The organism is Actinomadura sp. J1-007, assembly GCF_009793335.1.
GTDB classification, from domain to species: domain Bacteria; phylum Actinomycetota; class Actinomycetes; order Streptosporangiales; family Streptosporangiaceae; genus Spirillospora; species Spirillospora yumaensis.
In genome coordinates, this window is record NZ_WING01000001.1 from 3,781,430 (window position 1) to 3,807,594 (window position 26,165).

Here is a 26,165-nt window from a genome sequence, read left to right on the forward strand (position 1 = left end):
GACGTCACACCGTACCGGTGCGGTGCTGCCTGCACGTCCCAACCCCCTCGTTCGCGGCGGTCAGCTGCTTTTCGGATCGGTCGACGCCGGCTGGGGCGTGGAGTTCAACGTGGTGAGGATGCGGGTGAGGGTGGTCAGATCGTCGGCGTCCAGCGCGGCCAGTGCAGGGGGCGGGGCGGTGAGGATTCTTCGGGCCGCCTGGGCCGCCTGCGCTCCGGCGTCGGTGATGTGGACGAGCTTGCGGCGGTTGTCGTCGGGATGGGGATCCCGGCGGGCGAGTCCGCGTCGCTGGAACTGGTTCACGGCGATGGTGGCGGCGGGGGGATCGACGTCGGCGGTCTCAGCGATCTCGCGCAGTGTCATCGGGCCTTCGGTGAGTTCGATCAGCACCCTTGCTCTCTTGGGACCGAGGCCCAGCTCGGCGCGCAGGGCGCGACGGCGGTCCGCGTCGGTGACGAACGCTTGCATTTCCGTCCAGGCCCGCGTCGCCAGGGCGAGCGTGCCCGAGTCGCTGCCGGCGGTCGTCCTGCCTGTGATCACCGGACCGGGGGTCGTCGGTTCGACGTTCATCGGGTCGCCTCCAATGCGTGCGTGCTCGACCGTCGGGCGCTGCGTTCGGCCTGGGTACGGGCCCAGCGCCCGGTCGAGAGCAGGGCGAGCAGCGCGGTCGCGATGCCGCAGCCGGTCAGAAAGGTCCAGGCGGTATGGCTCGATGCGATGAACCCGGCCGAGCCGCCCGCGACGATCGAACCGGACACCGCCACGCCGACCGCGCCGCCGGTCTGGCGGCATGTCGAGGCGATCGCCGCAGCGACCCCCGCCTGATCGCGTGGCATGCCTGACAGGGCGGTGTTGGTCAGCGGGGTGCCGACCAGGCCGAAACCCGCGCCGAACAGCAGGTAGGCGAGAACGAGGTACCAGGACCCGGTTCCGTGCCCGGTCCCGAGGAGCAGGCCGGTACCTGCCGCCAGCAGCAGCCCGGCCAGCACGAACGCCGGCCTGGCGGCCCGGGTGACCGCGATCCGCCCGGAGATCATCGCGCAGGCCGCCATTGCGGCCGCCATCGGGAAGAGGAGCAGCCCCGTGTGCAGCGCGCTGTAGCCGCGAACGTCCTGCAAATAGAGGGTGTTGAGGAACAAGAACCCGCTCAGGCTCATCAAGGCGATCACCGAGATGATCGCCGCCCCCGAGAACGCGGGACTGCGAAAGACCCGGATGTCCACCAGCGGCTCGGCGCACCGAGACTCGGTCGCGATCAACCCGGCCACCGCGGCGGCGGCCAGGACGAACAGCGCGATGATGAACGGTGAGCTCCAGCCGTACCGGGGCCCTTCGATGACGGCTGCGGTGACCGGACCGAGGAAGGCGATCACGAGCAGCTGGCCAAGGGGGTCGAACCGCTTGCCGCGCGCCGCCTTGGACTCGGGGACGAACCGCTGGGTCAGGTAGATGGCCAGGGCGCCGACGGGCACGTTCACCCAGAAGATGGACCGCCACCCCAGACCGCTGACCAGCAGGCCGCCGAGCACCGGGCCGACGGCCCCGCTCAGACCCGCCACCGCTCCCCATGCGCCCACCGCGCGAGCGCGCTCCTTGGAGTCGGTGAAGGTGGCGGCGATGATCGACATCGCGACCGGGTTCAGCATCGCGCCGCCCACCGCTTGGAGCGCGCGGAAGGCGACCAGGGCCCCCAGAGAGGGCGCAAGGCCGCAGAGCAGCGAACCGAGCGAGAAGAGTCCCAGCCCGACCTGGAACACCCGGCGCCGGCCGAACCGGTCGGCCACCGAGCCCGAGAACATCAGCAGGCAGGCGATGACCAGCGTGTAGGCGTCGACCACCCACTGCAAACCGCTGAGCGGAGCGTGCAGTGCCTTCTGGATCGAGGGCAGCGCCACATTGGCGATCGTCGTGTCCAGCCCCGCCACGACCACGCTCACCAAGCAGGTCGACAGCACAATGGTCCGTCCGCGCGGTGACAGCTCGCGAGAAGGCACGGCCGAAAAACTCACAAAGGTTGTTATACAATAATTATTGTGTCGCAACAACTAAATTGCCAGCCAGCATGATCTTGCGCTGATGCTCCGTTAGGGGATCCCCCATCGAAAAACCCACCGCCCGGGACGGCGCCCCAGGCCGAGGCGTCCCGCAAGAGCATTCCGCCAACTGCCCAGGTGACGAGGCCCTATCTAGAGCGCGTGAACGCCGCGAACGCCACGGCCCTCGGTGCCGTTCGGGTCGGCCACGCCCGCTGTTCCACCGACGAGCAGGACGTCGTCGTCCAGACCGAGCAGCTTCTCGGACTCGGCGTCCCGACCGACCGAATCCACATCGACCGGGGCTTCTCCAAAGCTAGGCACTGGCGGCGGTGTGGCCGGGCAGGTGGCTCGTCACGCCGGTCGCGCCGGTGATCTGGCGACCTTCCGGTGGGCCGACCGCTTCAAGGCGTGCGGCGGACCAGGCCGTGCAGGCGCAGGTGACGACCGGGCGCGCGTGCGGCCGGTTCTGCGAACTCGAACTGCCGCGCCGTACGGTTCTGACCGAGGAGACCGGGATCGAACGGCTCCTGGACATCGGAACCGGGCTGCCAACCGTCGGCAACGTCCGCGAGATTGCCCGGCGCGGCGTGCCGGACGAGACGCGGGGCGGCCGGACGCGGGAGGCGAACGAGTCAGGTCCCCTTCAGCCCGTTCAACTTGGTTGCGCTCACCGCCACCTGCGACACCCCTGGCATCGGGTCGATGGCGGCCTGGACGAAGCTGAAATCGTCAAGGCCCTTGTAGCGGAGGTGGAACGACTCGGGCAGTTCCGAGGGCGAGGTGGTGTCCGGAACGTCGAGCCAGGGATGGCGGTGCCGAAGACCGGGCAATGCCTTCTGGTACTCGCGGTACGCCTCCTGGTGCGCCACGAAGCGGATCTCGGCGGGATCTCTCAGCTTGCGGAGCCGGACGAGGATCTCACTGCTCTGTTCCTGCGTGGCCTCCCGGCCGTCGCAGCCCGATTCCGCGGCGATGCACAGCCACACGGCGATTTCGACGTGCTCGGGCAGTCCCGGTTCAGCTGATGTGCGGCCCAGGAGGAACCGCCGGCACCCGCCGCCGTGAGGGCGATCACGCCGGTCAGGCCGACCAGCGCTCGGCGGCGGGCGGTCGGGCGGGGCGAGGCCGGCGACGCGTCCCCGGCGGCGGGGGAGGGTTCGAGCACCAGCACAGAGTAGGCCCGGACCGACCGGGGCCCCAGGCCGGATTCAGCAGGGCAGCGCGCTCAACGCGCCGGGCAGCGTCGACCGGATCTTCCGGCGCGACCACCACGAGATGACCTCGATCACCGACCCCGGCCGCCACCGTCTCGGCGATGATCCGCGAACGCCCAGACCAGCCGAAGCGCGAGGGCCATCTCGACCTGCCCACCGGCGAGCACGTCCCGGTCCCCCGCGACGCCGACGAACGGGAATGGTCCCGGCGCAGGCTTACCGCATCATCCCCCAGCACGTCGCGGCCTGGTTGGAGTCCAGCGCGAGCAGCAGCGGGTGCAGGCCGATCGCCCGCCGGGTGGAGACGCCCCGGGGCTCGGTACCGTGTGCGCGAAGTCTGCGGAGAGGGCTCGACGCGATGACGGACGGCTTGGCGTGGATCGGCGAGCACTGGTACTTCGGTGGGCTCGTCAAGGATGGGATGCTTTCGGACATCTGTCTCACGGCGGTACGGGGCATGGACCCGGTGGACTTCGTGGTTCGCCTCGGTGCCGACCGCCGCATGGCCGAACGGCCCGCGCTGTTCAAGGATTTCGACCGGCCGAGCGTGGCGTGGGGCGACAGCGTGGCGATGTTCGGCCGCAGCGGCGAGTGGGCGTACGTCCTGGAGATCGAACAGGCCACCTGGCACCTGATCTTCCTTGACCGGCTGGGCCAGGACCTGGTGGTGGGGCAGGGCGTGGAACTCGTCTGCCTGGATCGTTTCCTGCACGAGCAGCCGTGGATGTTTTACGTCGACGCCGTCGGTGAAGCGCGTTCCATCGAGCCCGGTGACAGCCTGCTGGAGACCGCGATCCCGCCCGAGGACCGGCTCGGGGCGTTCGCCGGGCTGGACGCGGCCATGCGTCAGGCCGGTGCGGTGCGAGACACCTTCCCCGGCTGCGCGGATCCCGAGGACGAGAATGAGGAGTTGGCCAGGCGGCTGTTCAGGGCAGTGGGCGAGCATCTCGGGCTGTCACTGCCGCGTCGGGAGATCGAGCAGGGCCTGCTGCCCGCAGTGCATCTGCCCTCGCCACTGTGAACGGCAGCGCCAGGGCACCGCGCCCTGTCGGCGTGACGCCCCTTATCGGCGGGATGCTGCTATTCGTTATTCGCGGTCATGGTGCACTTCACGGTCGTGCTGTCGCTGGAGCGCGCCGCGCTCATATTGGAGTTCAGCCAGTACGGACCCCGGTCCAGCAGACGCTGATCCATGTAAAAGCCGGGAACGCGGCCATCGAACCGCTGTTGTCGCTTCCCGAGAACGCGGACCATCCGCAGACCTCCTTCCACGTTGGCGCCAGACCATCGATGTTGAACGGGTGCACGGTGTCACCCTCCGCCCCGCAAGGGCCTGCACACAGGCATCGCCGCTGCTGACCGGGTTCAGGCCGCCCGCGAGCACGGGCATTCCGCCATTGCTGTAGGTGGCGTTGAACGCGAATTCGTCGCAGTTCAGCTTGTCCGTCGCACCGTTGAGGGCGCCGGTGTCGCCGTGGCCGCCGCCCATCCCATCCGTCAGGGCAGATCACCGCCCGGTTGCCGGAAGGTCACTGTCGGGCAGGAAGTACAGCGGGCCACGAGCACTTGGTCGCGGGCCTGGCGGTGGTGTTGAGTGCCTGTTTTTGAACTCGTTAGAGCGGGTCATTCCTCGCGTTGTTGTTGCGTGTTAGTGAACAGGTCTGGCAGGGCGCTGACAGGTAGGGCGCGACCGAGGGGGCCGGGCGCGCGTCGGCGGGCAGGGCGGCCAGCATGGCGTCCAGTTCGGCCCGCGCGGCCTGCTCGTCGTCGCGCATGGTGCTGAGCGCCTCGTAGGCGGTGGATCGCCCGATCTTCAGGGTGCGGGCGGCTTCGGTGACGCTCACGGCTATAGACACAGGCCAGACGCCGGACACGGCGCCCGCGCCCGGCACGCGAGCTGCGGAAACTGCGCGCGAGCGGAGCCGTCACGACGTCCCCGGGCGTGACGTCGTGACAGGGCTCCTCCGAAGGGCAGGAGCTGTGGCAGCCGCCCGCGGCCGCATGGCGGTACAGCGGTGTCACAACAAGAGCCGCACCAAGAGGACCAGCCCCCAGCAGAAGATTGCGGCACCGGCCACCGCGGAGATCCAGTCCAAGACGTTTCCGACGCTGCCCTTAAGCTTCGGTCGATGATCGGGATTGGCCGGATCGTAGTAGATCGTCAGGTGAGTGCCTACCCTGAAGCGTCTCTTCGAGCTCGAATACTCCGAGGGGCAGTACTCGTGCTCACAGCCGTCAGGGGTCTGCCAAACCACAACCGGGGAGTACACCACTGTCCCGCCGTCTGATACATCACTGCGGATATCGACGACCCGCCCGACCGCCGAGGCTCCCGTCCGCCGCAGGGTTCTGACCCGGAGCACGCCTGGTACACCGAAAGCCAAGAAGACCCCACCGGCGACCAACAAAGCGAAGGGCTCACTGGTTCCGCTCATGACATAACAGAACCATCCTTGGCGTAGTGCCGAGGTAAGTCTCAAAGAGCTTGTAACAGGATCAGGGGCGGGCCTTCTTGAATCGACCGGTGCCTCGCCCGCGCCGCCGCGCGCGACGTCCCCGAGCCCCTGGGGGACGATGTCGCCGACGCCAGACGCATGGGCCGGGTCAGCGTCCGCCGTCGCCGGCGCCCCGGTCGGCCGCCGACTGCGCGCGCGGCCCGCGCGCCGCCCTGATCGAGGTCCACGCCTGGTCCGCGACATCGGGGGGAAGGAACCTGCGGACAGCCATTGGCGGTACCCGCAGATAGCTTCGGACGGCGCGGGGTTTGTGTCAGTGGCGGTCGATTGCTGGGCCAGGCTGGACGGTGTGGCAGCGTGGGCAGGTGGCGCCACCAGGGGCACGTCCGGCAGGAAATGACCGGTCACGCCGCTTGGTGCGCCGGACGAAGCCATCGAGGTCCCCGAGTTCGGGTTGCTCGGGCACGGGATCGCCGCCCGCGACACCCGCGGCGCCCAGGACGCCGCGGCCGCCGCCGTATGGGAGTTGACCGGCCGGACCGTGACCGGCTGGGACCGCGACGAACACGCCCGGACCGTGTACGGGCCCTCGTCCTGGTACGCCTGCCTCACCGCCCCAGACCGCCCGTAGAACCCCCAGGCCACCTCCGGCCGTACGGGGATGGGACGGGACGAACGCCGCCCACCCCATGCCACCCCGGTACCTCAAGCCCGCCGTTTCGGGACTTTCGGGACACGCCGATGCGCGCCCGCGTACGGGACTTTCCGGAGTCGCCTCCGCGCGCACGTGCGCACGTCGCCGCCGCGGCTCTCACCGCCCCGACCGCCCCGGCGGTGGACTCGCCGACCACTCTCTCCCGGTTCCGGACGCCGGCGGCCCCGGTGGCGAGGGCGGCGGCCGACGCCCTGACCGTCGAGGGCGCCAAGGTCTCCGCCGATGGCAAGAGCCTGACGATCTCGCTCACCTACACCTGCACCGACGCCACCCACCTGACCGCGGTGGCCGGCCAGCCTCCGCGCAACTCCGGCCAGAAGTACGAACGCGTGGGCGCCGGGAACATCACGCCCACCTGCGACGGCAAATCCCATACCGCCGCGGTGAAGGCCGATCCGCAATCCACCTTCACCGGAACCTGGAAGGCCAGCACCAAGGCCACCGTCGGCGCCAGCCTGGTCAAGGTCGCCGTCAACCAGGTGATCACGCAGTTGTCCGACAGCAAGGACATGACCCTGAGCGGTTGAGCTGAGCGGCAACCGGACTGCGACCAGAGGCGTTGACGAGCTTGCGGGGAGCGGGCCATCGCCACGGCCGAGCTGGCCTTCACCGGCCGCGCTACCGCCGGGAGTCTCAGCTCAGGGTCAACTGCCGGGTGGCATGGGCGACGTCCTCCGGAGACAGGCTGCCCTTGGTCAGGGTCGCGTGGGCGGTCGTCTTCTCCTTGGCGGCGACCTTGTTGTATTTGCTGGCGACCGGGACGTCGACGGTATGGGGTTTGCCGTCGCAGGTGGGCTTCACGGGATGATCGATGCTCGCCGTGCCCCATCCGAACTGCAACTCGGCCCACAGGGAGTCGGCCTCGCCGGCGGCGCAGCCGTAGGTGACGTTGACGTAGCCGGTGCGGGTCCCGCCCTGGGCGCGCGCACCGTTGATCTTGAGGGTGGCGGGATCCGCCGACGCCGACGGCGCTCCGCCCGCCCCCGCGACGGCGCACACTCCGGCGCCCAGCACCGCGACGCTGAGCCGCGCCCACCGGCCGCGGAACCGGGTGGGCTGGTCGGTTGCCCGCATGGCGGCCTCTTTCAAGCTCGGGAAAGGTCTCACCGTAGTTACCCACTGTGATTGACATTACGGATGGTGACAGTGGGTGTTCGGTCTCGTTCCCCTCGGTCTGGGCCCTTGGTCGCCCCGGTGTCTGGATGACGATCGGTAGGCGGGTCGCCCAGTTCAGTGCGGCGGTTCCCGTCTCGCTCGACCTGCTCGGTTCTCAGCCTCGGGTTCGGGTGCTCTTGGGCGGTGTGAGTTCGGTACAGGCGGGTTGGTACTTCTTGGCGGCGGGCCATCCGTATCCCTCATGGAAGGCCTCCTTGCAGGCGTCGGCGGTCTTCTGCGTGCAGGCGTGTTCGGCGAGGTCTTGTGCTACTCCGAGTTTGACGGCCTTGTCGATGCACGACTTGGCGTCCCGGGCCTGCCGGTCGGCGCGTTGAGGCGCCGCCGCGGCGGCCGGTGCCGGTGATACGGCGTCGGCGGCATCGGCGGGGCCGGCGGGCAGTACGGCGAGCGCGAGCACGGCCAGCGGCAGGCCGGCTCGGGCCAGTCGCGTGATCGGGTGCGGGTGGGGCATCGTCGGCTCCTCGGCGGCCGGCCGGGTCGGTGCGGGCCGGGTCGGTGCGGGCGCGGTCACGGGCACCCCTTGAGGGTGATCTTCTCGGTGTGGTCGAAGCTGACGGTGCCGTACTCGATGATGCCGTTGATGTCGAAGGTGTGGTGGATGACGCGCACGGTCATCTGGTTGCGCAGGGTGTAGACGCCCGCCATGCAGTGCGCCACGATGCCCTTCGGCTTAAGACTGGTCTGGCTGTGGAAGTGGTAGCCCTCGGTCTGCTGCTTCGGCCAGGTGCCGGTCTTGGTCTGGCCATCGGGTTTCTTGAGGGAGTAGCTGCCGCTCTCGACCCGGCAGCCCTCGTAGGCCCAGTACTCCTTGCCGAGCGCGCCCGTGAGCGGCGACACGCGTCGGGTGCGGTGCTTGCACCACTCCAGGGAGATCTCGGGCCTGAGGTAGCCGGGCGGTCCCTTCTCGTCGTAGATCAGGCAGTTCCAGTTCTGGATCTCCTGCCTCTTGTCCTTGTCCTGGTCGAAGTGCTTGTTGTCGGCGCACTGCCAGTGCTTGGTGGCCATATCGCCGAAGTCGGCGCGGGCGGCCGGAACCCAGACCCCCCACGCCCCCAGGACCACCCCGGCCACCAGCACGCAGGACAGACCACCACGCGCCCGCGCGGAGCCGCTGCCTGATCCCTTGCTCTTGCCCATGCCGGAGGGCTTCCCACCGCACCTTGCAGACAGCGCCCGCCGTTCCCCAAGATCCGGTCTGCCGCCCGGACGCAGGGGGTTGACGAGCATCGGAACGAGAATCCGCGCGGGCGTCAGCCGAACGCGTTCGCGCAGGTCCCTTCGCTTAGGACGCGGTCAGGTGTTGTGCGCGGAGTTGTTGTCAGTGCGGCGGGGTGTTCGCGGCGGCCCCGTACGGGTTGGTCTCGACGGGGTCGGGCCAGGGACCTTCCCCGGTTCTCGGCTGGTATGCCGGTCAGGTGAGGCGCAAGGGGGCGGCGGTGATGCCGCGCAGCACTGGGTTGGGTTCACGGACCGGCGGGCCTGTCGGGTGCAGCCGGGGCGCGTGCCGTGCGAGCAGCGGCAAGGAGCCTTTGGCCTGGGCCATGTCCAGTGAGGCCCCTAGGCAGCGGTGTGGGCCGTCACCCAGCGCCAGGTGTCGGTTAGGTCTGCGGTCCAGTCTCAGCCGGCCGGGATCGATGAACTGGGCGGGGTCATGGCAGGCCGATCCCAGCAGTACCGTCACCGTCTGGCCACGGCCGAGCCGCTGGCCGCCCAAGCAGATGTCCTGGACGATCAACTTCTCCTGAGCCTGCACCGGTGGATCAAAGCGCATCAGTTCGCGGACGGCGGTCTCCAGTCATTGGCCCACTGCGCCGTCGATGCCTTGTCGCAGGAAGTCCGCGTGGCCGTTGTGTCGGGCGTACTCCTCCACCATGTGGATCAGCACCCAGCGGAGCGTGACCTGACTGCGTGAGGGGTCGGCCCCCATGGCGTCGAGGTCGGTCGCCTGGGCGACGAAGGCTTCGGCGAAGTCGACCTCCGCCTGCCAGATGCGCCATGCCTCGGCGACCATCTCAGGGTCGGGGGCCGCGTCGTCGAACGCCGCGTCGGGGTGGTCGCCGGTGTCGTAGTGCGGGGTGGTTCGTTGACCGGCCATCCTGTCGCGAAACCATATGCGCTCGACCTCGGCCATATGCCGGACCAGTCCAAGCAGGGACAGTCCGGAGAATGCCACCGATCGCCGGGCGAGGGCCCGGGGGTCCAAGCCCGAGCATTTGAGCGCGAGCGTCTGACGTTGCCAGCGTAGGAAGCCGACGAGCATGGTCTTCTCATCGGCCCGGGCGGACACATCGGTGCGAGGATCATTCTCGGGTGCGACGAACAGGTCAGCGAACTTGGGCATGCACGAGATTATGGCGACGTGGCCTGCTTTGCCGGTATTCGCGGCTCGGGGGGCTCACGCGGCGAGGTCGTATTCGTGCTGGCCGCGGGCGTGGTCAACGCGTTGGTGTTCTTCGGCGAGGTGGTGGTGCCAGTAGTCGGTGAAGATCCCGTTGGCGACGATCGTGCGCAGTTTCAGGACCGCGTCGGCTCCATGCAGTCCCCAGCGGGCGCCGGAAACGTCGAGCCGGCCGGCCACGATATGACGCACTACGCCTTCGACGACGCCCGTGGCAATCGGCCAACCCTGGCGCAGGACGTGGTCGTAAGTGCCCGTCTCGTAAGTCCGGATCTTGGAACTAGGGCGCGTCGGGGTGGTGACGCTATGTGGGCGGGTTGAGATGGTCGGGGTGTGGAGTGGCGGGCGCCGAGGGTGTGCGGGTTGTGCGGTGGGCCGTTGCCGGAGGGGGCGCGGTCGTCGCGGAGGTTCTGTTCGGCGGCGTGCCGGTCTCAGGCGTGGCGGGAGGGGCGGCGGGCGCGGGCGGAGTATGACGCGGCGTTGGCGCGGCTGGTGGAGGCCGGGGCGGCGCGGGGTCCGACCGGTGCTGAGATGCGGGCGCTGCGGCCGGTGGCGCGGTGTCCGGTGTGCGGCCGGTCGTGGCCGGTGGGGGTGCGCAAGCGTTCGGATGCGCAGTACTGCTCGCCGCGGTGCCGGCTGGCGGCGTGGCGGGAGCGCCAGGGGGTCGTGCCGGGCTGGCTGGCCGCGCTGCGCGAGCAGCAGCGGCGCGATGGGCGGCCGCGGTAGGCGTTGGCGTTCAGTAGGCGTTTCACCGAAACGCGTTGAGCGTTGCGGCGGGCGCGCATGAACCAGCCCAGGGTCCGCTCGACAATCCAGCGGCGGGGCAGGACGACGAACCCTTTCTGTCCGATCGGGCGGCGGACGGTCTTGAGGGTCAGGTGCAGGAACCGGTCGGCCCAGGCGATCAGGGTGCCGGCATAGGCCGAGTCGGCCCAGGCCAGGGCGAGCTGGGGGTGCAGGATCCGCAGGCGCGCCAGCAGGTCGCGGTCGGGGCGGTCGGCGGGGGTGACCATGACCAGCAGCGGCAGGCACTGGGTGTCGACCGCGACGTGCCGCTTGCGGCCGTTGATCTTCTTGGCCGCGTCGTAGCCGCGCTGGTCCTTGGCGACGGTCTCGGCCGCCTTGACGGTCTGGGAGTCGAGGATCGCGGTGACCGGTCTCGGGCAGCGGCCGGCGCGGGCGCGGACCATCTCGCGCAGGGCGTCGCGGATGCGGGTCAGGACGCTGGCGCGTGCCCAGCGGGCGAAGAAGCCGTAGACGGTCTGCCAGGGGACGCCGTAGTCGTGCGGCAGCGCCCGCCATTTGCAGCCGTTGTCGGTGACGTAGCGGATGGCGTCGACGATGTCGCGGCGGTGGTGCTTCTCCGGCCTGCCGCCGGCGGTGGTGCGGCAGGCCGGGACCGGCAGCAGCGGCTCGATCAGCGCCCACTCGGCGGCGGTGGTGTCGCAGGTGTAGCGGCGCCTGGTCACTGGCCCCCTCCTCTCACCGCATTCGGCTCGCCGGTGTCCGGCTCTTGGGTGTGGTCAGGGCCGCCGATGCGTCCCGGCCATGATGATCATCGCCAGTCCCGCCTTGAGTCCGTTGATCTGCTCCAGGGCGTTGCGGGCGAACTCGTCCTCGGGCCGCGCGGCGGCGTGCGGGGCGATGGTGGAGGTGATCAGGCGGCTGGCCCGGTTGAACAGGGTCTGGACGCCGCCCAGCTCGTAGGCGATCCAGTCGGCGACGTTCACCGGAAACCGGTAGCCGTTCCTGGCGTCGTAGGTGAGCGGGGTCAGGTGCTCCAGCGCGGAGGTGTCCTTGATGTAGTTCAGGCCTTTGCGGACGTGGTGCGCCGACATGCCCGTGGCCTGCATCAACTGCTTGAGGGTGAGGCCGGCGGGCCGGGCCTCCATCAGCGCGATCCGCACCCGCTCCCCGCAGACGTTGGCCGCCACGTTCACCGACCCCTTGGTCCTTGGCATGACGTGGGCTCCGTCCCGCCGGTCACCAGGCCCGGCTACTGACCGCGCAGCAGCGCGGCCAGGCCCTTGTCCAAGGTGAGGTTCCCGGTGCCGACCGCGCTCTCCAGCCAGTCGGCGGTCGCCCTCACCTTCGCGATCTGCTGGAGAACCGTGCTCTTCTCGGCCTCGGTGAGCTGGTGGCCGCGCAGGTTGCCGATCGTTCGGCCGATCGAGCCGGTGAACGCCGAGCAGGCGGTGACCAGGTCCAGGAACTCGCTCGACTGGCGCAACTCCTCCAGCCGCTCGGCCGCGGCTGGCGGCATGTTGTGCTCGACCGCCTGCCGAGACCGCTCGACCTGCGCCCGGTTCACCGAGTCCCGGGCGACCCGGTCGCCCATCGCCTTGAACGCGACATCAGGGCGGCGCAGCAGATCGGCCGCCACCGACGAGGCGACCTGCTCATACACCGCCAGGTCGTGGATCGCGCGGACCTTCTCGATCACCGTGACCGGGTGGTTGACCTTCCGGCCGACCTCGCGCTTGGCGGCGTCCTCGGTCCACTCCTGGCGGCCCGGTCCGCGGATTCAGCGGCGGATCGTCGATCTTGCGCCACCGCTCCTGCTCGTCGGCGATCGCCGCCAGGGTCGTGTGGACCACATACGACACCCCGCGCCGCCGCCGCTCGGCCGGCCACCGCGACGACACCCACCTGCGCCCAGACAGCGTGCTCACCGGGATCCGGGTGTCGTCGGCCAGCCGCTCGATCGACGCCTCCACCGAGAACAGCGCGTCGGCCGCGTGCGCCCCGCCCCGCGGCTGCATCGGCGCGATCTCCAGCGCCGCGTCCCCGGTCTCGAACTGCGCCAGCATGTGCTGCTCGTCCAGCTCCAGCAGTCGCGCCACCAACTGCTCGTAACGCTCCAGGCTCACCGCACCGATCCGGCTCCCGCCCGCCTCGGTGCGCTCGTCCGCGTTCCCCATGACCATGCTCCTCCCGGCTGGCGCCCGATACGTTCGAGCGACTTGGCCGTGAGTCTCGGCTCACTCACACATGGTCACAATCCCCAGATAATAGAGGTGTTCCAGACAAGACAGACACGTCAACAAGATCCCGGAGAAAACTGGCGAACATCGGTCACCGTGACGCTTTTCCGCCCGGTTTCCCGCGCCCTCCACGCCCTCGTCCGGCACGCCGCCGAACAGTAGACCGCCCCGCGTCGGCGCTCGATCCCCTCCAGCCACACCGTCCCGCACACCGGACACACCACCTCCGGCGCCGTCCCATCCCGCATCGCCGCCACCCGGGCACGCGTAGCGGCGACCCACCGGCCATGCCGCCGCCGACACGCGTCACCGCAAAACCGCGCGTGAGCACGCACGTTCGCGCCCAGAGCGCGACCGCAACACAAACAGCTCCGGGCCCGCGACGCCACCCATCCAACCTCGTCCCACCCCGCCGACCGCGACAAGAAGCGCCCAGGCCAGGCGTACCTACTCGATCACAAGGATCGAAAACAGCCACTGAAGGCCGGCGCGATAACCTCCGACGCCGTCGCGTCGAAAGGCGCGAAAGGCCGCCGAGGCCGACCAGGGCGAACCCGCCAGCACCGATCCACCCGCCGGTGAGGCCGCGACGGCGACGTTTCTGACCGAACGGCGGCTGGCTCACCTGTCGCCCGATATCTGGCCGCTGCCCTCGGTGAAGGTTCATGACCAACTGCTGCGCCGCCCGCGTCCTGGTGCGGATCGTTCCGCCGAAGGAGAGTCATGACCGAAAAGCGCCACCGTGGCCTGACCGAGCAAGCCGCCCAGACCGCGATCGACCAATCCTGCACGATGCTGTGGCTGCCGACGGTCCGCGGCCGGCTCGGTGGCCTGGCCGCCGATGGCGCCCGCGTTCAGATGTTCTACCTGTGTTCTCTGGCCGAGCTACTGACGGCAGAGTGCGACGACCGCGCCGCCGCCGTTCCGAACGTCGCATTAAAGCCGCCGCGTTCCCGCGAGAGAAGTCGCTGCGCGCCTTCGAGGTGGCGGATGCTCAGCGATGGCTGGGCCCGCCGGTCAGTCGATGCCTTCGATGATGCGGAAGTCGCGCTCGAAGCCGTCAGGGAGGGCCACCAGCGCCTTCTGGTACGCCTCGCTCTCGTATGCCGCGACGGCCTGTTCGAAGCTGTCGAACTCGATCAGAACGACGCGTTGCGTGAGTCCGGCCTCGTGGGCGACGATCCGTCCGCCACGGGACGGGAGGAGGGCCAGGTTGCGCCCGCCGGCAGCCTGGACGGCCGGACCGGCCAACTTGTCGTAGGCAGACAGCCTTTCAGGATCGGAAATGGTGGGGTAGACACTGACCCAGTAGCCCTTAGCCATGGAAACCTCCCGTGTTCGGCCGGACACGTCCGACTTCGAATTGACACTCAGATCGATCGATCCCGGCGACCGGTACTGCGGCCGGTTGAATCGGCATATGCGCAGGTTAGAGCTTGATATGCGGTCGAGGGAAAGACCGGTACGGGATAGAGTCAGAACGGATCGTTATCAATCGGCAGGGAGGGCACGTGGCGCCGGATACGGTGAGCCTGCGGTACTTCCTGGTGCTGGCGCAGGAGTTGAACTTCACCCGCGCGGCCGCACGGATCGGTATCGCACAGCCCGCACTCAGCGCGCGGATGCGCCGATTGGAGGCGGAACTCGGTACGGCCCTGCTGGTCCGCAACACGCGTAGCGTCGTGTTGACCACGGCCGGTGCGGCTCTGGCGGAGTCCGCGCCGTCCGCGCTGGCGGCGCTGGACCGGGCATGGGACACCGCCCGGAGCGCGGCGGCCGGTGAACTGGGCACGCTGCGCATCGGATACAGCCTCAGCGCCGGGGCCGAGACGGCACCGGCCCTGGTGGACAGGCTGATCCGCGGCAACAGCGGGCTCGAGGTCGGCGCGGCCCCGATGGCGACACCGGAGATCTCCCCCGCGGTCGCCGAAGGCCGCATCGATGCCGGGATCACCCGCGGTGAACAGCCGGGCCGTGGCGTGCGCCGGTTCCTGCTGCGGCGCATGCGCGTCGGGGTCCAGCTGGCGCAGGACCATCCGCTGGCCGAACACCCGGAGATCGAGATCGCCGACGCGGCCGCGTATCCGCTGCGACTCCCGGACCGTGCGGCCAACCCCGTGATCCACGATCAGCTGTCCGCACTGTTCCGAGACACCCGACCACCGCCCCGATTCCGCACGCCCGCAGTCTCTTTCGACATGGCTCAGCGCGACCTGCGCGACGGGGTCACCCTCGCCCCGGCCGGAGAAGCCGCGGGCACGGCGCAACCGGCCGGTCTCACCTGGCGACCGCTGCGAGACGCGCCCAGCATGACGATCCACCTGGTCCTCCCACGCGAGCAGTCGCCGCTGCACCGCCGCATCCGTGCCGTCGCCAAAACCCTGGCGCACGAGCTGCACTGGCTGCCGGCCTGACGCGCAGGAGGTCAAGCGAGACGTACGGCCTGCGGTGGCGAGGCCGAAGACCTTGCGCCCGGCAGACTTCGCGGTGATGACGACGGCGGTCTGCCCGGGCTCGCCGACGCCGAGGGCACCGGCGTGATCGACATGGCCAGGCGCATGTCGCCCGGCTGGTCCCCCGACCTGCACCGGCTGTTCGAGCTCAGCGCCCCCACCGCCACCGCCGTCTCCAACCGGCATTCCACTTCGGTGCCGATCCCCGCCTGGCCGACCATCAACATCACCCTGCTCGGCGACGTGATCCACACCATGACCCCAGGCCGCGGCTCGTCCTCGACGGCGCGGGGGCCACGCCGGGCCGGGTTTCGTCGGTGGCCCAGAAGGCGCGGAGTGGACCGTTCCCTCAGCCCTGCTGCGCCGCGTACTGCGCGATGCCATTGCCGATCGACCAGTTCTCCGGCAGTACTTCCACAAGGTTGATGAACACGTCTTCGGGCGTACGCCGGGGTCCGCCTGCAAGAGTTCGACGATGCGCTGGTAGAGCGCCTGCTTCTGGGCGAGCCCGCGCGTGTTGTTGGCGGTGATCCGGATGATGACCACCTCGTCGCTCCGTTCGACACCGTAGTAGGTGGGGCTGACGCTGAAGGTGCTGTCGTCGTGCTCGGTGATCGTCATGAAGCGGTCGTCCTCCGGCACGTTGAAGGTCTCACGCATGGCGCGGTAGACGCCCTCGAAGAGGGCCCGGTGGTACTCGGGGGACTTGCCTCGCCGCAACGACACTTGGACCAAGGGCATGGCCTGACTCCGTTCCTCGGGACGGTTCGCAGCGTAGCCATCACTTGATCATTCAAAAAAGCCATCTTAAGATATTTCAGTCATTAAATAACCTAATGATCGGTATGGCGATGAAGATGCTCGCTCTGGACGCTGTGCAGGCCTTCGTGCTGACCGCCGAGATGAAGAGCTTCACGCGCGCGGCGGAGGCGATGGACTCCACGCAGTCCGCCGTGAGCCTGAAGATCAAACGGCTGGAGGACGCCTTGGGCCGCCGCTTGCTGGACCGTACGCCCCGCCTGGTCCGCCTGTCGCAAGACGGCGCCGCCTTCCTCGGGCCCGCACGTGAACTGCTGGCCGCTCACGCCGGCGCGCTGGGCTCGTTCGGCGTCCAGCGGCAACGCCTGTCGATCGGCATAAGCCACCACGTCGTCGGCGCCGAACTGCCCCACCTTCTCCGCCAGATAGGGCGAACAGAGCCAGACCTGACGCTGGAGGTGAGCATCGCCAGCTCATGGGAGCTCCTTGACCTGTTCGACGGCGGTGCGCTGGACGCGGCCATCGTGCTGCGTCACGAGGGCCGCCGCACCGACGGTGAAGTCCTGATGGAGGAGCCCTTCGGCTGGATGGCCTCGCCCGACTTCGAACACCGCTCCGGCGAGCCTCTGCGCCTCGCCCTCCAGGCCGAGTCCTGCCATGTGCACGAGATGGCGGTAACCGCGCTGAACGAAGCGGGCATCGCCTGGCAAGAGGTGTTCGTGGGCGGCGGCATCGCGACCATCGGCGCGGCCGCGGCAGCAGGCTTGGCCGTGGCGGCGCTCAGCCCGCGCGTGGCCCCACCCGGCACCATGGACATGGGCGCATCACTCGGCCTCCCCCCGCTGCCCACCCGCAGCGTCGTCCTGCGATCACGCCCATCCGAGCCGACCGCTCGCAGGGCGCTGCGCACCTTCGCCTCCGCCCTGCGCGCCACAGCGGGCCACTGACCGCCACCACCGCGAGGTCGCGTGGGCCAGGTCCTGCCCAGCGCCGCGCTGTCGGACCGGGAACCTGCTCGGTCCGCCGCAGCGGCCGAGCCGCGGTTTCGAGGCGACGTGTGGGCAACAGCGTGATCGCTCCTGGACGTGCATCGGGGGCATCGACCAGCCGAATCACCGCGGTTCAGGGCTCATGACACGCTTGCAACCGGCGCGCCTTATCCCGTCGCGGCCGGACCGGAACCCCGCCCCGTCCGCCGGTCGCCGCCCACCGCCCGTGACCGTGCGTGGGCTCCTTACCGTGACTGGCCGCTCGGTTGCGGCTCAAGGCCCGAGTACGTTGCCCGGATGAAGATCCGTCGCGTGATGCCCAACGTCGTGGCCGCCGACCTGGCCAAGAGCCGGGAGTTCTACGGCGACTTCCTCGGCCTGACGATCAGCATGGACGAGCCCGGCTTTCTCATGCTGTCATCCCCGAGCAACCCCACCGCTCAGATGACCGTCATCTCCAGCGAAGCCTCCGCGTGGGATCCCAACACGCACCGCACCACAATGACGATCGAAGTCGAGGACGTCGACGCGGCGTACGCCGAAGCGCAGCGGCGCGGGCTCACCATCGTGTATCCGCTCACCAACGAGGCGTGGGGCATCCGCCGCTTCTTCGTCCAGGCGCCGGACGGCAGCGTCCTCAATATCCACACCCACGCCACCCCCTGAGGTGGCACGCCAGCTGGCCGCTTCGGGGCGGGAACCGACGACAAGGCCCTGACCTGCGGTGATGCATTTCCGAATACGGGAGGGCAGAGCTTGGACGGTTCGGCTTGAAAGCTGACTCACTCACCCATCGCTTTACGGCTTCTGGGGCGCGGTGGGAGCACTTTTCGCGCGGGCGCGTAGCTTGGCGGCTAGCCGAGCCGGGGCGACCGTCACCTGCCCTTTGATACTCGTGACGTTGGCGTCCGTACTCCATTGGGTGGTCTTGACGCACTCCGTGGGCGCACAGTCCGGCTTCGAGGAGTTCCAGATCTTTTCGATCCGAGAATCGATCACGTTGCAGGAGTCATGTGCGGGTCTTTCCGGCGCGGCGGCGGGCATCCGGATGGTGCAGGTGCCGGCCTTCTTCTTGCCCTCGCCCCCGTCGCCGTACAGCGTCACTCTGACCACCGCCTCCACAGTCGACGGCATGGTCGGACCCAGGTCGTTGGCCACTTCGACCTCAACGCGGCAGTTTCCACCCCGGCAGCCGTTCCAAGGGGTTCCGCGTCGACGTCGAGATCGTCCCGGTCGGCCCCGGCGAGTGGGAGGGTCTCCGGCATCGTCCGAACCTCGGAGGCCATCCGCGTGTACGCCTCCTCGGCCTCCGAAGCGCTACCGGTTCGCACGGCGAACGTCACGGTCTTCTCGGGAGACTCCTCGTCCAAACCCTCATCGGCGCTGCTCCCGGGAAGGTCCGTGCCCGAGTAGCCGGCGAGCCGGTTCCCAGAGGCAGCCGAGACCCAGTAGGTGCCCTCCTTGAGTGGCATGACCGAGGAGTCCACCTCGAATCCGAGAGCATTGGACGGCACGGCCGAAGGGATCGGGCCCGGTGCGGGTCCGGGGTCCCAGCCGGACAAGTTGCTCCCCACCCCGAGCAGCGCGCGCCCCAGCGCCTTGGGCGATAGCTCACCCAAGCGGGCGCCCCACACCATGCCGTTCACATGGACCCATCGGTCGGCGAACCGGGGGACGTCCGCGGAGCCGGCCTCCCCGTGCCGCCAGTACGCCCGTCCGCCCTTGAGCAGGACGGTGTTCCCGTCGATGACGATGACCTCTGCGGAGTCGCCGTCACGCTCCACAGTCCCCATCGCGTCGCCGTCTCCCATGGCCCGAAGGTCCAGCTCCACCGACTCACCGCGCACCATCCACGAGCCGGTCCAGTGCAACAGCGGCGCGCCGTCGACGGCACGAGCCACGGACTCCATCGATGGCCGCTGCGCCGGACCCGTCTTTCCGCGGGGAGTATCTCCCGAGTCGCTGTTTCCACCCTTGCACCCGCCGAAGCCGCCCACAGCCAGCACTGTGACGACGGCCACCAGTAGCGTTCGAAACCAACCGCACGACAACAACGCCGTAGGACGCAGGTTCGCGGCTACACCACGCCACAGGCTGCGGGAGAACATACCGGGGACGTTAAGCCCGCGAGCCCGGGAGGGGACCCGCGTCCAAGCCCACTGGCACTTCGCCGCGTCCGCGGCCCTGCTATCCCCGAAGACACGAAGTGGAGGCCCGGTTCATCCCGGACCCTCCAAAAGTGCAGTCGGTGCGTGCCCGAGGGGGGACACGTACCGACAGCACATGGCCTGCCCATTCGCCGCTCGTTATGCCCTACCGCATTCCGCTTGGCGCATAGTATGCATCCACCCGGTTAAGTTGGTGCGAGCCCGCATGCAGATTCCGACGCTCGCGTGCGGCTCGACATTGCCGTCACGCGCGGGGAACGTTGAAGGGATGCAAGGCCAGGTTCTCTCTCGCCTGCGCCTGTTTGTACCGGGAATTTTTGCGAGAACTGTGCCCTTCGGTGCCACCGGAAATGCGGGGGCCGGTCCCAATCTGTCGTGCTGGGTTCAGGCCGCGCGGGCCGGTCGGATCATCATTCGAAGGTTTGGAGCCAGGTCTTGATTTCGGTGCGGAAAGCGGGTGGCTCGCTGGGGTCGTCGGCGATGGTGCGCGCGAAATCGAGGAACTCTCGATGGCGCGGAGTGCGGACTCGCACGGTGCCGATCTCGTTCTCCCAGGTATCGCCGCGCACGATCACCTCGCCGTCGAGGGAGAGCATCGCGAAGCCCGGCCGGCACCAGGCTACGCCGAGCGTGCCCGTTCTACCGCCCGCGCCCATGATGTCCCAGGGCTCGGTGAGACGGACCACCGCCCATTGCCAGACGCGGGCGTCCGTGGTCGGTTTCGCTCCCACCAGGAAGCGCGGGTCGGCCGACTCGAAGAGGTTCCCGTCCCGGGCTGTCCGGTACCAGCCGACGTTGGCCTTCTCCAAGATATCGGGATCGTCGTTCGCGACCGACGAGTACATGCGTCCCGGAACGTCGGGGAAGTGGATGGACAGCGCCGTGAGACCTACAGGTATGTAGTTCCGGTCCTTCTCATGCCAATTCTGGAAGGCTAGGCCAGTCGCTGCGAGCCGGTCCGCCACGTCAGCTTCACTCACGTGAACCACTTCGAGAACGGGTATCGAGTGATCTTCCCATAATTGTGCACTCCATTGCTGTCGCGGCCCACCCAGCCGAGCACGTCGCCCTTCTGCACCACGCGAACCTGACTCAAAGGGTCGCCGGCTGGGCTGTAGATTCTGGCCCCCTGCCAGTACGACTGCAAGTGGTGAGGGAGGTCGTTGCCCGTGAGGAAGTCGAGTGTTCCGTCGGGATTTCGGCGCTGCGGGTAATTCGGGTTGTTGAGTACGTTCCCGGCGAGATGCTGAGTGTCCTTTGGAACATCGTACATCTGGTTGAACTGCTGGCGGCGCTTCCCGATCGCGTCGGCCGGGAGCGGGGTCCGTTTGTCGTCGAGGCTGAAGCCGTCGGCGGCGACCTCGTAAAACCAGACGCTGTCGGTGCCGCCGTTGTTGGTCTTGGCGAAGGACAGGATGGCGGTGGAGACCCTGGCGTAGGGCTTGAAGACGCCGTCCGGTAGTTGACTACCGCGTCGAGTTTGTAATCTTCAACGAGGATGCGGCGCAGTTTCTTGAGTGCGCCCGTCGAGCCGAAGAGGACGCCGTCTGGGACGATCACGGCGGCCCGACCGCCGGGCTTGAGTAGGCGCAAGAACAGAGCGAGAAAGAGCAGTTCGGTCTTCTTGGCCTTGACGATCGCCAGCAGGAGCCACACCGGGTCGATCGCCTTGCGCCGGCGGCAGATCAGCCCCGCGACGTAGTTCAGCGTTGAACGCGACAAACCGACTGCGGCACGATAGAACAGCACGCACAGGCCCCTGGTCCAGACGACATGATTGTAGTGATCAACCCGTCTACCAGGGTCTCTCTGCGCCACGACCCCAACCAGCACGTCACGATCATGCTGTGACCAGCGTCCCGCGCCACCACAGGATGAAAAAGGGGCATTGTGGTGACCGGTGTCCGTCCGAACACCGGAGCGACCACACTCACCTTTTGCCTGGGCGATATCTCACCGCGAACCATCGTGGCAAAGTCGTCACGCTCGAACTCGTCGCCCAAGACCGCGGCTCGCACGCCGCCGTGCGCCGCAGAATCCGCGGACTTCCCAAGACCTCGCCCACTACGGCGAAACCATCCGCGACGCTGCCGATCTGGAAGGTCATTCAGAGGTTTGACTGGCTCGTCGCGGCGACGGTAGTTGCCGCTCTCGGCCGCCGATGGCAAGCGGCTGGAGGTGCACCCGATCCACTCCTGCGGGAACTCTCAAGTAGAGAGCCTCGCGCTTGGCCTGATATGGCGGCTGGGCAGGTCTTCGGAGGGAGATAGAAGCGACAGCGTCCGCCCTGCTGGCCCTTCGTAGGTGCCTGCGTCGGCGATGTGCGGTCCCACTTCCTGGTACCCGGCGGGTCTGCCTCGTGGGCGCGCTCCGGTTGGCCGATATCGGTCATGCTCAGTGACAAGAAGCAAGGGTGAAGTTATTGTCGCTTGACATTGACCATTTCCATTTTCGATAATATGGTCAATCTGTCAAGTGGAACGGCACGGGGGAGCGGGCACTGCCCGCAAAGGGGGCAACAGACGGCGATGCTCGAGATTCCCTTGCTGCATGCCTTGTATGCAGTTCATAAGCATGGCTCGCTCAGCAGTGCTGCGGAAACTCTCCACATTACGACTTCGGCGGTTTCTCAGCGGATCACCAAGCTGGAGCGTGAGACCGGCCAGCGGATGATTGAGCGGTTGGGCCGCGGAGTACGGCTCACCGACGCAGCGGTAATCCTCGTCGACTACGCCGAGCGCATCCTGTCGTTGGTCAACGAGGCCGAATCGGCCCTGGACGGGCATCGTGGTGCGATCGCTGGACAACTCTCCATTGCCGGGTTCTCAACAGCCGTCCGAGGGCTGCTGCCACCGGCGATCATCGCGCTGAAGGAGAAACATCCGAAACTGGGCCTGAAGATCTGCGAGGACGAGCCCAACATGTCGATCCGGCAGTTGGTGCGCGGCGACGTCGACATCGCGGTGGTCCAGGATTGGTTCAACGCCCCGCTCGACCTGCCTGAAGGGCTGATGAAGGCGTCACTGCTGGACGACGTCGCAGACGTGGCGCTGCCCGCCCAGAACCCCCTGGCCCAACGGCACATGCTGGAACTGGACGATCTGGCCGACGAGAACTGGATCACCTGGACGCCGGGCTCGGTCTGTCACAGCTGGCTGATGCAGACCTTCCGGGCGTGCGGCGTCGAGCCCCATGTAGTGCATACCGCCGCTGACTACTCCACACAGTTGGCGCTGGTCTCGTCCGGCCTCGGCATCTGCCTGATCCCGAGGCTCGGCCGGGAACCGGTGCCGCCCGGGGTGCGCGTGATCGGTGTTCGGCCGCTGCTCAGCCGACATGTGTACGCGGTGTGGCGGCGTGAATCGGCGCGTCGGCCCGCCATTCGCGCCGCCACCGACGCACTGGTCGAAACGGCCCTGCCCACGGAGCTGAGCTACAACACCAAGACCAGTTTTCCGGCCGATGCGCCGGTCTCCAGCAGCTGATGGGCCACCGGCGCCTCGGCGAGCCGCAGGTCTCGCCGGATGCCCACTTCCAACGCCTCCTCGGCGATCCAACGGAACAGGTCGACACTACGCGCGCGCAATTCGGCGGGGTCGGTGATGTGGTGCTGGAGGTTCGGCCTGGTCAGGAACACCGAACCGGCCGTGTTCAGCCGCTGCGGGTCCACTGGCGGCACCGCGCCGCCGGCTTGGCCGTAGAGGGCCAGTACCCCCCGCGGCCGTAGCGCGGCCAAGCTCGCCTCGAACGTCGGCCCGCCGACGCCGTCGTAAACAGCCGCGACGCCGTGTCCGCCGGTCAGCTCGCGAACCTGTGCGACCACGTCGGCGTCGCGGTAGCGGATCACGTGATCGGCTCCGGCGGCCTCCGCCAGCCGTTGCTTCTTCTCGGTCGAGACAGTGCCGATGACACGTCCCCCGAGCAGCCTGACCATCTGTGTGAGCATGAGACCCATGCCGCCCGCCGCCGCATGGACCAGCACCGTGTCGCCGGGCCGCACCGCGTAGGTGTCGTGGGTGAGATAGTGCGCGGTCATCCCCTGCAGGAGCGCCGCGGCGGCGGTTGTCAGATCGATGCCGTCCGGGATCGCGACCAGGCGGTCGGCGGGGACGACGGCGCGCTCGGCGTATGCGCCGGGCAGGTTGACCCAACCGGCCCGGTCGCCGGGCCGGAACCCGGCCCCGTCCGCGTCCGGGCCGACGGCCGCGACGACGCCCGCGCCCTCGACCCCGGCCACATAGGGCAGCGGCACCCGGTAGACGCCGCTCCGCTGGTAGACATCGATGAAGTTGACGCCGGCCGCGGCCACCTCGACCAGTACCTCGCCCGGACCGGGCCGCGGATCCGGCAGCCGCACCGACCGGAGCACGTCGGGCGGGCCGTGCTCGGTGAAGACGATCGCCCGCATGTTCAGCCGATCTCCGGACCGGCCCCGGACAGCCGCCGGCACTGCTCCTGCGACAGCTCCAGGCCGGCCGACGCCACGTTCTCGGCCAGGTGGTCGGCCGAGCTGGTGCCCGGGATAGGGATCATCACGGGGGAGCGGTGGAGCAGCCAGGCCAGGCAGACCTGGGCCGGAGTCGCTCCCAACTCCCCGGCGACCTCGGCGATCACGCCGGACGGGCCGACCAGCGAGCCCGAGGCGATCGGCACCCACGGGATGAAGGCGATGCCCTCACGTTCGCAGTAGTCGAGCACCGCCTCGTGCCTGCGGTCGGCCAGATTGTAGAGGTTCTGCACGCTGACCACCTCGATCTGGCGGCGGGCCAGTTCGATCTGTTCGACCGTCACCTCCGACAGCCCGATGTGACGGATCTTCCCCTCCCGCTGGAGCTGTTCGAGCGCGCCGAACTGCTCTTCCGCGGGGACCGCCGGGTCGATGCGGTGCAACTGGTACAGGTCGATGCGGTCCAGCCGGAGGCGGCGCAGGCTGAGCTCGGCCTGCTGGCGGATGTACTCGGGACGGCCGAGGGGCCGCCATTCGCGGGCGCTCGGCCGGCTCTGCCCGACCTTCGTCCCGATGACCAGCTTCTCGGGGTAGGGATGCAAGGCGTCGGCGAGCAGCTCCTCGTTGGCGCCCGGACCATAGGAGTCGGCGGTGTCGATGAAGTCGACGCCCAGCTCGACCGCCCGTCGCGCGACCTTGACGGCGGCCTCGCGGTCGGCCGGAGGCCCCCATACTCCGGGGCCGGTCAGGTGCATGGCACCGAAACCGAGACGATGGACGACGAGATCGCCGCCGATGGCAAGGGTGGAGTCGTGCATCGGACTTTCCTCCTGACAGAGAGTGTCGGGGAAATTTCATTCTGCCAAGAAAGGTCCTCATCCGGGAGATCGGATTCGGCTGTGGGACATGAAAGATTCTTAACCGCGGCCTCCGGTGCGGCTTAACCCTGCCTCCGGGATCCGGAACTCTTGGTTCCGGATCTCTCTCGTGGCTATTCAGAGGTGCTTGATGAAGTCCTGAGTGACGTTGGAGGCAGCAGATCGTTGTTGTAGTACCGCAATAGCTTCCGCCCTGTGCCGACAGTGTGCTCCGGGCGTGCCGCGCTCCGTAGCCGATCGTTTCCATTGAATCGGTTAGACCTGCTATACCCGACACTCAAAGATCTCTCATCCGCCCATGGTGACCGGGGTGATCGCCCTGTTGACGCCGTCATTGAGTGGTGTGTATTAATCATTTGAATCCCCGCGGGAAAGTCGACGCAACGGCGGCCAAGTCACCAGGTGCTGCCGGCCAACCCTTCAAGGTTCGGGAGAGAAAATGGCTGTTCGGAAGCTCACGATCGGCGAACGCATCGTTTCGGACGACACCGATGCATACGTCATCGCGGAGATCGGGCACAACCACGAAGGCGATGTGGGCAAAGCGCGGGAACTGGTCGTGCGTGCTGCGGAATCCGGCGCCAGTGCGGCCAAGTTGCAGAAGCGCGACAACAGGTCGCTGTTCACTGCCAGCATGTACAACGAGCCCTACACCGGCCGCAACAGCTACGGCCCGACCTATGGAAAGCACCGGGAGGCGCTGGAGTTCGGCCACCACGAGTACACCGAGCTGGCCAAGCTGGCCAAGGAGGTGGGGATCGATTTCATCTCCACGGCGTTCGACTTCGCCAGCGTGGACTTCCTGGCCGAGCTGGACGTGCCGGCCATCAAGATGGCCTCGGCCGACCTGACCAACACGCCGCTGCTGGCGTACGCCGCCAAGACCGGCAAGCCGCTCATCATCTCCACCGGCGGCGCGAACATGGAGGACGTCCGGCGCGCGGTCGACACCATCCTGCCGATCAACCCCGAACTCGCCGTGCTCCAGTGCACCGCGGTCTACCCGGCCGGGCCCGCCGACCTGCACCTGTCGGTCATCGAGACGTTCCGCCGCGAGTTCCCCGAGGTCGTGGTCGGTTTCTCCGGCCACGACCTCGGTACCGAGCTGAGCATGGTGGCCTACGCGCTGGGCGCCCGCGTCGTGGAGAAGCACTTCACGCTCGACCGCGACCGTCCGGGCAGCGACCACCACTTCTCTCTGGAGCCGGCGCACCTGACCAAGCTGGTGTCGGGGCTGCGGGAGGCCCGCAAGGCGCTCGGGCGACAGGCCAAGCGGCAGATGCCGTCGGAGGCCGCCGCGTTGCGCAAGATGGCCAAGAAGCTGGTGGCCGCACGCGACCTGCCCGCCGGTCACGTGCTCAGCGAGCGTGACATCGCCATCAAGTCGCCGGGCGACGGGCTGCGGCCGTACCTGATCGGGGAGCTGGTGGGCCGGACGTTGACCGGTCAGCTGGCCGCCGACAGCGACTTCACCTTCGATGTCGTCGCCTGA

General features: G+C 68.4%; 31 protein-coding genes and 4 pseudogenes. 10 read left to right on the top strand and 25 right to left on the bottom strand.

Annotated elements, in window-relative coordinates; genetic code table 11:
* Positions 1–60: 60 nt before the first annotated feature.
* The 3 genes from GEV43_RS17170 to GEV43_RS17180 form a co-directional block, all read right to left on the bottom strand.
* The gene (locus tag GEV43_RS17170) at positions 61–570 is read right to left on the bottom strand and encodes a MarR family winged helix-turn-helix transcriptional regulator (RefSeq protein ID WP_206681190.1); all 510 of its coding nucleotides are present in this window, start codon (positions 568–570) and stop codon (positions 61–63) included.
* Positions 567–2,009 (bottom strand): MFS transporter, encoded by a 1,443-nt coding sequence (locus tag GEV43_RS17175; RefSeq protein WP_309239681.1) that lies wholly within the window; start codon positions 2,007–2,009, stop codon positions 567–569. Before GEV43_RS17175 ends, GEV43_RS17170 begins: the two co-directional genes overlap by 4 nt.
* A 177-nt stretch (positions 2,010–2,186) precedes the next feature.
* The gene (locus GEV43_RS17180) at positions 2,187–2,327 is read right to left on the bottom strand and encodes a hypothetical protein (protein ID WP_160821576.1); all 141 of its coding nucleotides are present in this window, start codon (positions 2,325–2,327) and stop codon (positions 2,187–2,189) included.
* 146 nt (positions 2,328–2,473) lie between these two features.
* Between GEV43_RS17180 and GEV43_RS54910 the strand changes: the two are divergent.
* Positions 2,474–2,620, top strand: a pseudogene (locus GEV43_RS54910) (SAM-dependent methyltransferase); the annotation flags it as partial.
* A 48-nt stretch (positions 2,621–2,668) separates the two neighbouring features.
* Here the strand turns inward: GEV43_RS54910 and GEV43_RS17190 are convergent.
* Together GEV43_RS17190 and GEV43_RS46875 are read right to left on the bottom strand one after the other, a co-directional pair.
* Complete coding sequence (locus GEV43_RS17190; RefSeq protein WP_160821577.1) at positions 2,669–3,022, bottom strand: permease-like cell division protein FtsX; 354 nt, start codon at positions 3,020–3,022, stop codon at positions 2,669–2,671.
* A 444-nt stretch (positions 3,023–3,466) separates the two neighbouring features.
* Positions 3,467–3,664: a hypothetical protein gene (locus GEV43_RS46875; RefSeq protein WP_164717138.1), complete on the bottom strand. Its 198-nt coding sequence runs from the start codon at positions 3,662–3,664 to the stop codon at positions 3,467–3,469.
* A 7-nt stretch (positions 3,665–3,671) separates the two neighbouring features.
* On the opposite strand from GEV43_RS46875, the gene GEV43_RS17195 reads away from it, so the two are divergent.
* Positions 3,672–4,271: a hypothetical protein gene (locus GEV43_RS17195; RefSeq protein WP_206681191.1), complete on the top strand. Its 600-nt coding sequence runs from the start codon at positions 3,672–3,674 to the stop codon at positions 4,269–4,271.
* Positions 4,272–4,863: 592 nt separating this feature from the next.
* Here the strand turns inward: GEV43_RS17195 and GEV43_RS17200 are convergent.
* Positions 4,864–5,094, bottom strand: a complete 231-nt coding sequence (locus GEV43_RS17200) for a hypothetical protein (RefSeq protein ID WP_160821579.1) — start codon at positions 5,092–5,094, stop codon at positions 4,864–4,866.
* A gap of 174 nt (positions 5,095–5,268) precedes the next feature.
* Positions 5,269–5,685, bottom strand: coding sequence for a DUF3592 domain-containing protein (locus GEV43_RS17205; protein WP_160821580.1), 417 nt, complete (start codon positions 5,683–5,685; stop codon positions 5,269–5,271).
* A gap of 475 nt (positions 5,686–6,160) precedes the next feature.
* Here GEV43_RS17205 and GEV43_RS17210 point away from each other — a divergent pair, with 475 nt between their 5' ends.
* Together GEV43_RS17210 and GEV43_RS17215 are read left to right on the top strand one after the other, a co-directional pair.
* Positions 6,161–6,337, top strand: coding sequence for a hypothetical protein (locus GEV43_RS17210; protein WP_160821581.1), 177 nt, complete (start codon positions 6,161–6,163; stop codon positions 6,335–6,337).
* Positions 6,338–6,540: 203 nt separating this feature from the next.
* The gene (locus GEV43_RS17215) at positions 6,541–6,948 is read left to right on the top strand and encodes a hypothetical protein (protein WP_160821582.1); all 408 of its coding nucleotides are present in this window, start codon (positions 6,541–6,543) and stop codon (positions 6,946–6,948) included.
* A 106-nt stretch (positions 6,949–7,054) separates the two neighbouring features.
* Here GEV43_RS17215 and GEV43_RS17220 read toward each other — a convergent pair whose 3' ends face one another.
* The 11 genes and pseudogenes from GEV43_RS17220 to GEV43_RS17265 form a co-directional block, all read right to left on the bottom strand.
* Positions 7,055–7,495, bottom strand: coding sequence for a hypothetical protein (locus GEV43_RS17220; protein WP_160821583.1), 441 nt, complete (start codon positions 7,493–7,495; stop codon positions 7,055–7,057).
* A gap of 196 nt (positions 7,496–7,691) precedes the next feature.
* Positions 7,692–8,108: a hypothetical protein gene (locus tag GEV43_RS17225; RefSeq protein ID WP_160821584.1), complete on the bottom strand. Its 417-nt coding sequence runs from the start codon at positions 8,106–8,108 to the stop codon at positions 7,692–7,694.
* On the bottom strand, positions 8,105–8,734 hold the full coding sequence (locus tag GEV43_RS17230; protein ID WP_160821585.1) for a hypothetical protein: 630 nt from the start codon (positions 8,732–8,734) through the stop codon (positions 8,105–8,107). The genes GEV43_RS17225 and GEV43_RS17230 overlap by 4 nt, the downstream gene beginning before the upstream one ends.
* Positions 8,735–9,008: 274 nt before the next feature.
* Positions 9,009–9,392 (bottom strand): cytochrome P450, encoded by a 384-nt coding sequence (locus GEV43_RS17235; RefSeq protein WP_302931241.1) that lies wholly within the window; start codon positions 9,390–9,392, stop codon positions 9,009–9,011.
* Complete coding sequence (locus GEV43_RS17240) at positions 9,393–9,938, bottom strand: DinB family protein (protein WP_175250075.1); 546 nt, start codon at positions 9,936–9,938, stop codon at positions 9,393–9,395.
* A 54-nt stretch (positions 9,939–9,992) separates the two neighbouring features.
* Positions 9,993–10,175 carry a hypothetical protein gene (locus tag GEV43_RS17245; protein ID WP_160821587.1) on the bottom strand — a complete coding sequence of 61 codons (183 nt, stop codon included), beginning with the start codon at positions 10,173–10,175 and terminating at the stop codon, positions 9,993–9,995.
* Positions 10,176–10,426: 251 nt separating this feature from the next.
* A complete protein-coding gene (locus tag GEV43_RS17250; protein ID WP_160821588.1) occupies positions 10,427–11,464 on the bottom strand; it encodes an IS5 family transposase in 1,038 nt (345 codons plus the stop codon).
* Positions 11,465–11,518: 54 nt separating this feature from the next.
* Complete coding sequence (locus GEV43_RS17255) at positions 11,519–11,956, bottom strand: hypothetical protein (protein ID WP_160821589.1); 438 nt, start codon at positions 11,954–11,956, stop codon at positions 11,519–11,521.
* Between the two features lie 35 nt (positions 11,957–11,991).
* Positions 11,992–12,519, bottom strand: a complete 528-nt coding sequence (locus tag GEV43_RS48075; protein WP_309240015.1) for a DUF6192 family protein — start codon at positions 12,517–12,519, stop codon at positions 11,992–11,994.
* Positions 12,515–12,922: pseudogene (locus GEV43_RS54915) on the bottom strand (DUF6192 family protein); the annotation flags it as partial. The pseudogene GEV43_RS54915 and the gene GEV43_RS48075, both read right to left, overlap by 5 nt.
* A 1,074-nt stretch (positions 12,923–13,996) precedes the next feature.
* The gene (locus GEV43_RS17265) at positions 13,997–14,302 is read right to left on the bottom strand and encodes a DUF1330 domain-containing protein (RefSeq protein ID WP_160821590.1); all 306 of its coding nucleotides are present in this window, start codon (positions 14,300–14,302) and stop codon (positions 13,997–13,999) included.
* Positions 14,303–14,490: 188 nt separating this feature from the next.
* Here GEV43_RS17265 and GEV43_RS17270 point away from each other — a divergent pair, with 188 nt between their 5' ends.
* Positions 14,491–15,393: a LysR family transcriptional regulator gene (locus tag GEV43_RS17270; RefSeq protein ID WP_160821591.1), complete on the top strand. Its 903-nt coding sequence runs from the start codon at positions 14,491–14,493 to the stop codon at positions 15,391–15,393.
* A gap of 534 nt (positions 15,394–15,927) precedes the next feature.
* On the opposite strand, the pseudogene GEV43_RS56140 reads toward GEV43_RS17270, so the two are convergent.
* Positions 15,928–16,173: pseudogene (locus GEV43_RS56140) on the bottom strand (tautomerase family protein); the annotation flags it as partial.
* Between the two features lie 104 nt (positions 16,174–16,277).
* Here GEV43_RS56140 and GEV43_RS17280 point away from each other — a divergent pair.
* Positions 16,278–17,138: a LysR substrate-binding domain-containing protein gene (locus GEV43_RS17280; protein WP_206681194.1), complete on the top strand. Its 861-nt coding sequence runs from the start codon at positions 16,278–16,280 to the stop codon at positions 17,136–17,138.
* A 339-nt stretch (positions 17,139–17,477) separates the two neighbouring features.
* Positions 17,478–17,846 carry a VOC family protein gene (locus tag GEV43_RS17285; protein ID WP_160821592.1) on the top strand — a complete coding sequence of 123 codons (369 nt, stop codon included), beginning with the start codon at positions 17,478–17,480 and terminating at the stop codon, positions 17,844–17,846.
* A 132-nt stretch (positions 17,847–17,978) separates the two neighbouring features.
* Here the strand turns inward: GEV43_RS17285 and GEV43_RS17290 are convergent, their stop codons facing one another.
* From GEV43_RS17290 to GEV43_RS17300, 3 genes are all read right to left on the bottom strand, one after another.
* Complete coding sequence (locus tag GEV43_RS17290; protein WP_160821593.1) at positions 17,979–18,284, bottom strand: hypothetical protein; 306 nt, start codon at positions 18,282–18,284, stop codon at positions 17,979–17,981.
* Positions 18,281–19,081, bottom strand: a complete 801-nt coding sequence (locus GEV43_RS17295; protein WP_160821594.1) for a hypothetical protein — start codon at positions 19,079–19,081, stop codon at positions 18,281–18,283. Before GEV43_RS17295 ends, GEV43_RS17290 begins: the two co-directional genes overlap by 4 nt.
* A 677-nt stretch (positions 19,082–19,758) precedes the next feature.
* Complete coding sequence (locus GEV43_RS17300; protein WP_160821595.1) at positions 19,759–20,328, bottom strand: hypothetical protein; 570 nt, start codon at positions 20,326–20,328, stop codon at positions 19,759–19,761.
* A gap of 170 nt (positions 20,329–20,498) precedes the next feature.
* Here GEV43_RS17300 and GEV43_RS54920 point away from each other — a divergent pair, with 170 nt between their 5' ends.
* The gene (locus GEV43_RS54920) at positions 20,499–20,810 is read left to right on the top strand and encodes a hypothetical protein (protein WP_309240071.1); all 312 of its coding nucleotides are present in this window, start codon (positions 20,499–20,501) and stop codon (positions 20,808–20,810) included.
* Between the two features lie 59 nt (positions 20,811–20,869).
* Here the strand turns inward: GEV43_RS54920 and GEV43_RS54925 are convergent.
* Positions 20,870–21,181 (bottom strand): annotated as a pseudogene (locus GEV43_RS54925) (N-6 DNA methylase); the annotation flags it as partial.
* Positions 21,182–21,876: 695 nt separating this feature from the next.
* Here GEV43_RS54925 and GEV43_RS17310 point away from each other — a divergent pair.
* Complete coding sequence (locus GEV43_RS17310; protein ID WP_160821596.1) at positions 21,877–22,833, top strand: LysR family transcriptional regulator; 957 nt, start codon at positions 21,877–21,879, stop codon at positions 22,831–22,833.
* Here the strand turns inward: GEV43_RS17310 and GEV43_RS17315 are convergent.
* Together GEV43_RS17315 and GEV43_RS17320 are read right to left on the bottom strand one after the other, a co-directional pair.
* The gene (locus GEV43_RS17315; protein ID WP_160821597.1) at positions 22,782–23,756 is read right to left on the bottom strand and encodes a quinone oxidoreductase; all 975 of its coding nucleotides are present in this window, start codon (positions 23,754–23,756) and stop codon (positions 22,782–22,784) included. The two genes, GEV43_RS17310 and GEV43_RS17315, sit on opposite strands and share 52 nt — an antisense overlap.
* Before the next feature lie 2 nt (positions 23,757–23,758).
* Positions 23,759–24,613 carry an aldo/keto reductase gene (locus GEV43_RS17320; protein ID WP_160821598.1) on the bottom strand — a complete coding sequence of 285 codons (855 nt, stop codon included), beginning with the start codon at positions 24,611–24,613 and terminating at the stop codon, positions 23,759–23,761.
* A gap of 499 nt (positions 24,614–25,112) precedes the next feature.
* Here GEV43_RS17320 and GEV43_RS17325 point away from each other — a divergent pair, with 499 nt between their 5' ends.
* A complete protein-coding gene (locus GEV43_RS17325) occupies positions 25,113–26,165 on the top strand; it encodes an N-acetylneuraminate synthase family protein (protein ID WP_160821599.1) in 1,053 nt (350 codons plus the stop codon).

Coding starts and splice junctions, on each gene's coding strand:
- GEV43_RS17240 (WP_175250075.1), bottom strand. CDS start 9,938: ATGCCCAAGTTCGCTGACCTGTTCGTCGCACCCGAGAATGATCCTCGC.
- GEV43_RS17170 (WP_206681190.1), bottom strand. CDS start 570: ATGAACGTCGAACCGACGACCCCCGGTCCGGTGATCACAGGCAGGACG.
- GEV43_RS17285 (WP_160821592.1), top strand. CDS start 17,478: ATGAAGATCCGTCGCGTGATGCCCAACGTCGTGGCCGCCGACCTGGCC.
- GEV43_RS17255 (WP_160821589.1), bottom strand. CDS start 11,956: ATGCCAAGGACCAAGGGGTCGGTGAACGTGGCGGCCAACGTCTGCGGG.
- GEV43_RS17220 (WP_160821583.1), bottom strand. CDS start 7,495: ATGCGGGCAACCGACCAGCCCACCCGGTTCCGCGGCCGGTGGGCGCGG.
- GEV43_RS17325 (WP_160821599.1), top strand. CDS start 25,113: ATGGCTGTTCGGAAGCTCACGATCGGCGAACGCATCGTTTCGGACGAC.
- GEV43_RS17230 (WP_160821585.1), bottom strand. CDS start 8,734: ATGGGCAAGAGCAAGGGATCAGGCAGCGGCTCCGCGCGGGCGCGTGGT.
- GEV43_RS17205 (WP_160821580.1), bottom strand. CDS start 5,685: ATGAGCGGAACCAGTGAGCCCTTCGCTTTGTTGGTCGCCGGTGGGGTC.
- GEV43_RS17310 (WP_160821596.1), top strand. CDS start 21,877: ATGCTCGAGATTCCCTTGCTGCATGCCTTGTATGCAGTTCATAAGCAT.
- GEV43_RS17195 (WP_206681191.1), top strand. CDS start 3,672: ATGCTTTCGGACATCTGTCTCACGGCGGTACGGGGCATGGACCCGGTG.
- GEV43_RS17280 (WP_206681194.1), top strand. CDS start 16,278: ATGGCGATGAAGATGCTCGCTCTGGACGCTGTGCAGGCCTTCGTGCTG.
- GEV43_RS17320 (WP_160821598.1), bottom strand. CDS start 24,613: ATGCACGACTCCACCCTTGCCATCGGCGGCGATCTCGTCGTCCATCGT.
- GEV43_RS17265 (WP_160821590.1), bottom strand. CDS start 14,302: ATGGCTAAGGGCTACTGGGTCAGTGTCTACCCCACCATTTCCGATCCT.
- GEV43_RS17315 (WP_160821597.1), bottom strand. CDS start 23,756: ATGCGGGCGATCGTCTTCACCGAGCACGGCCCGCCCGACGTGCTCCGG.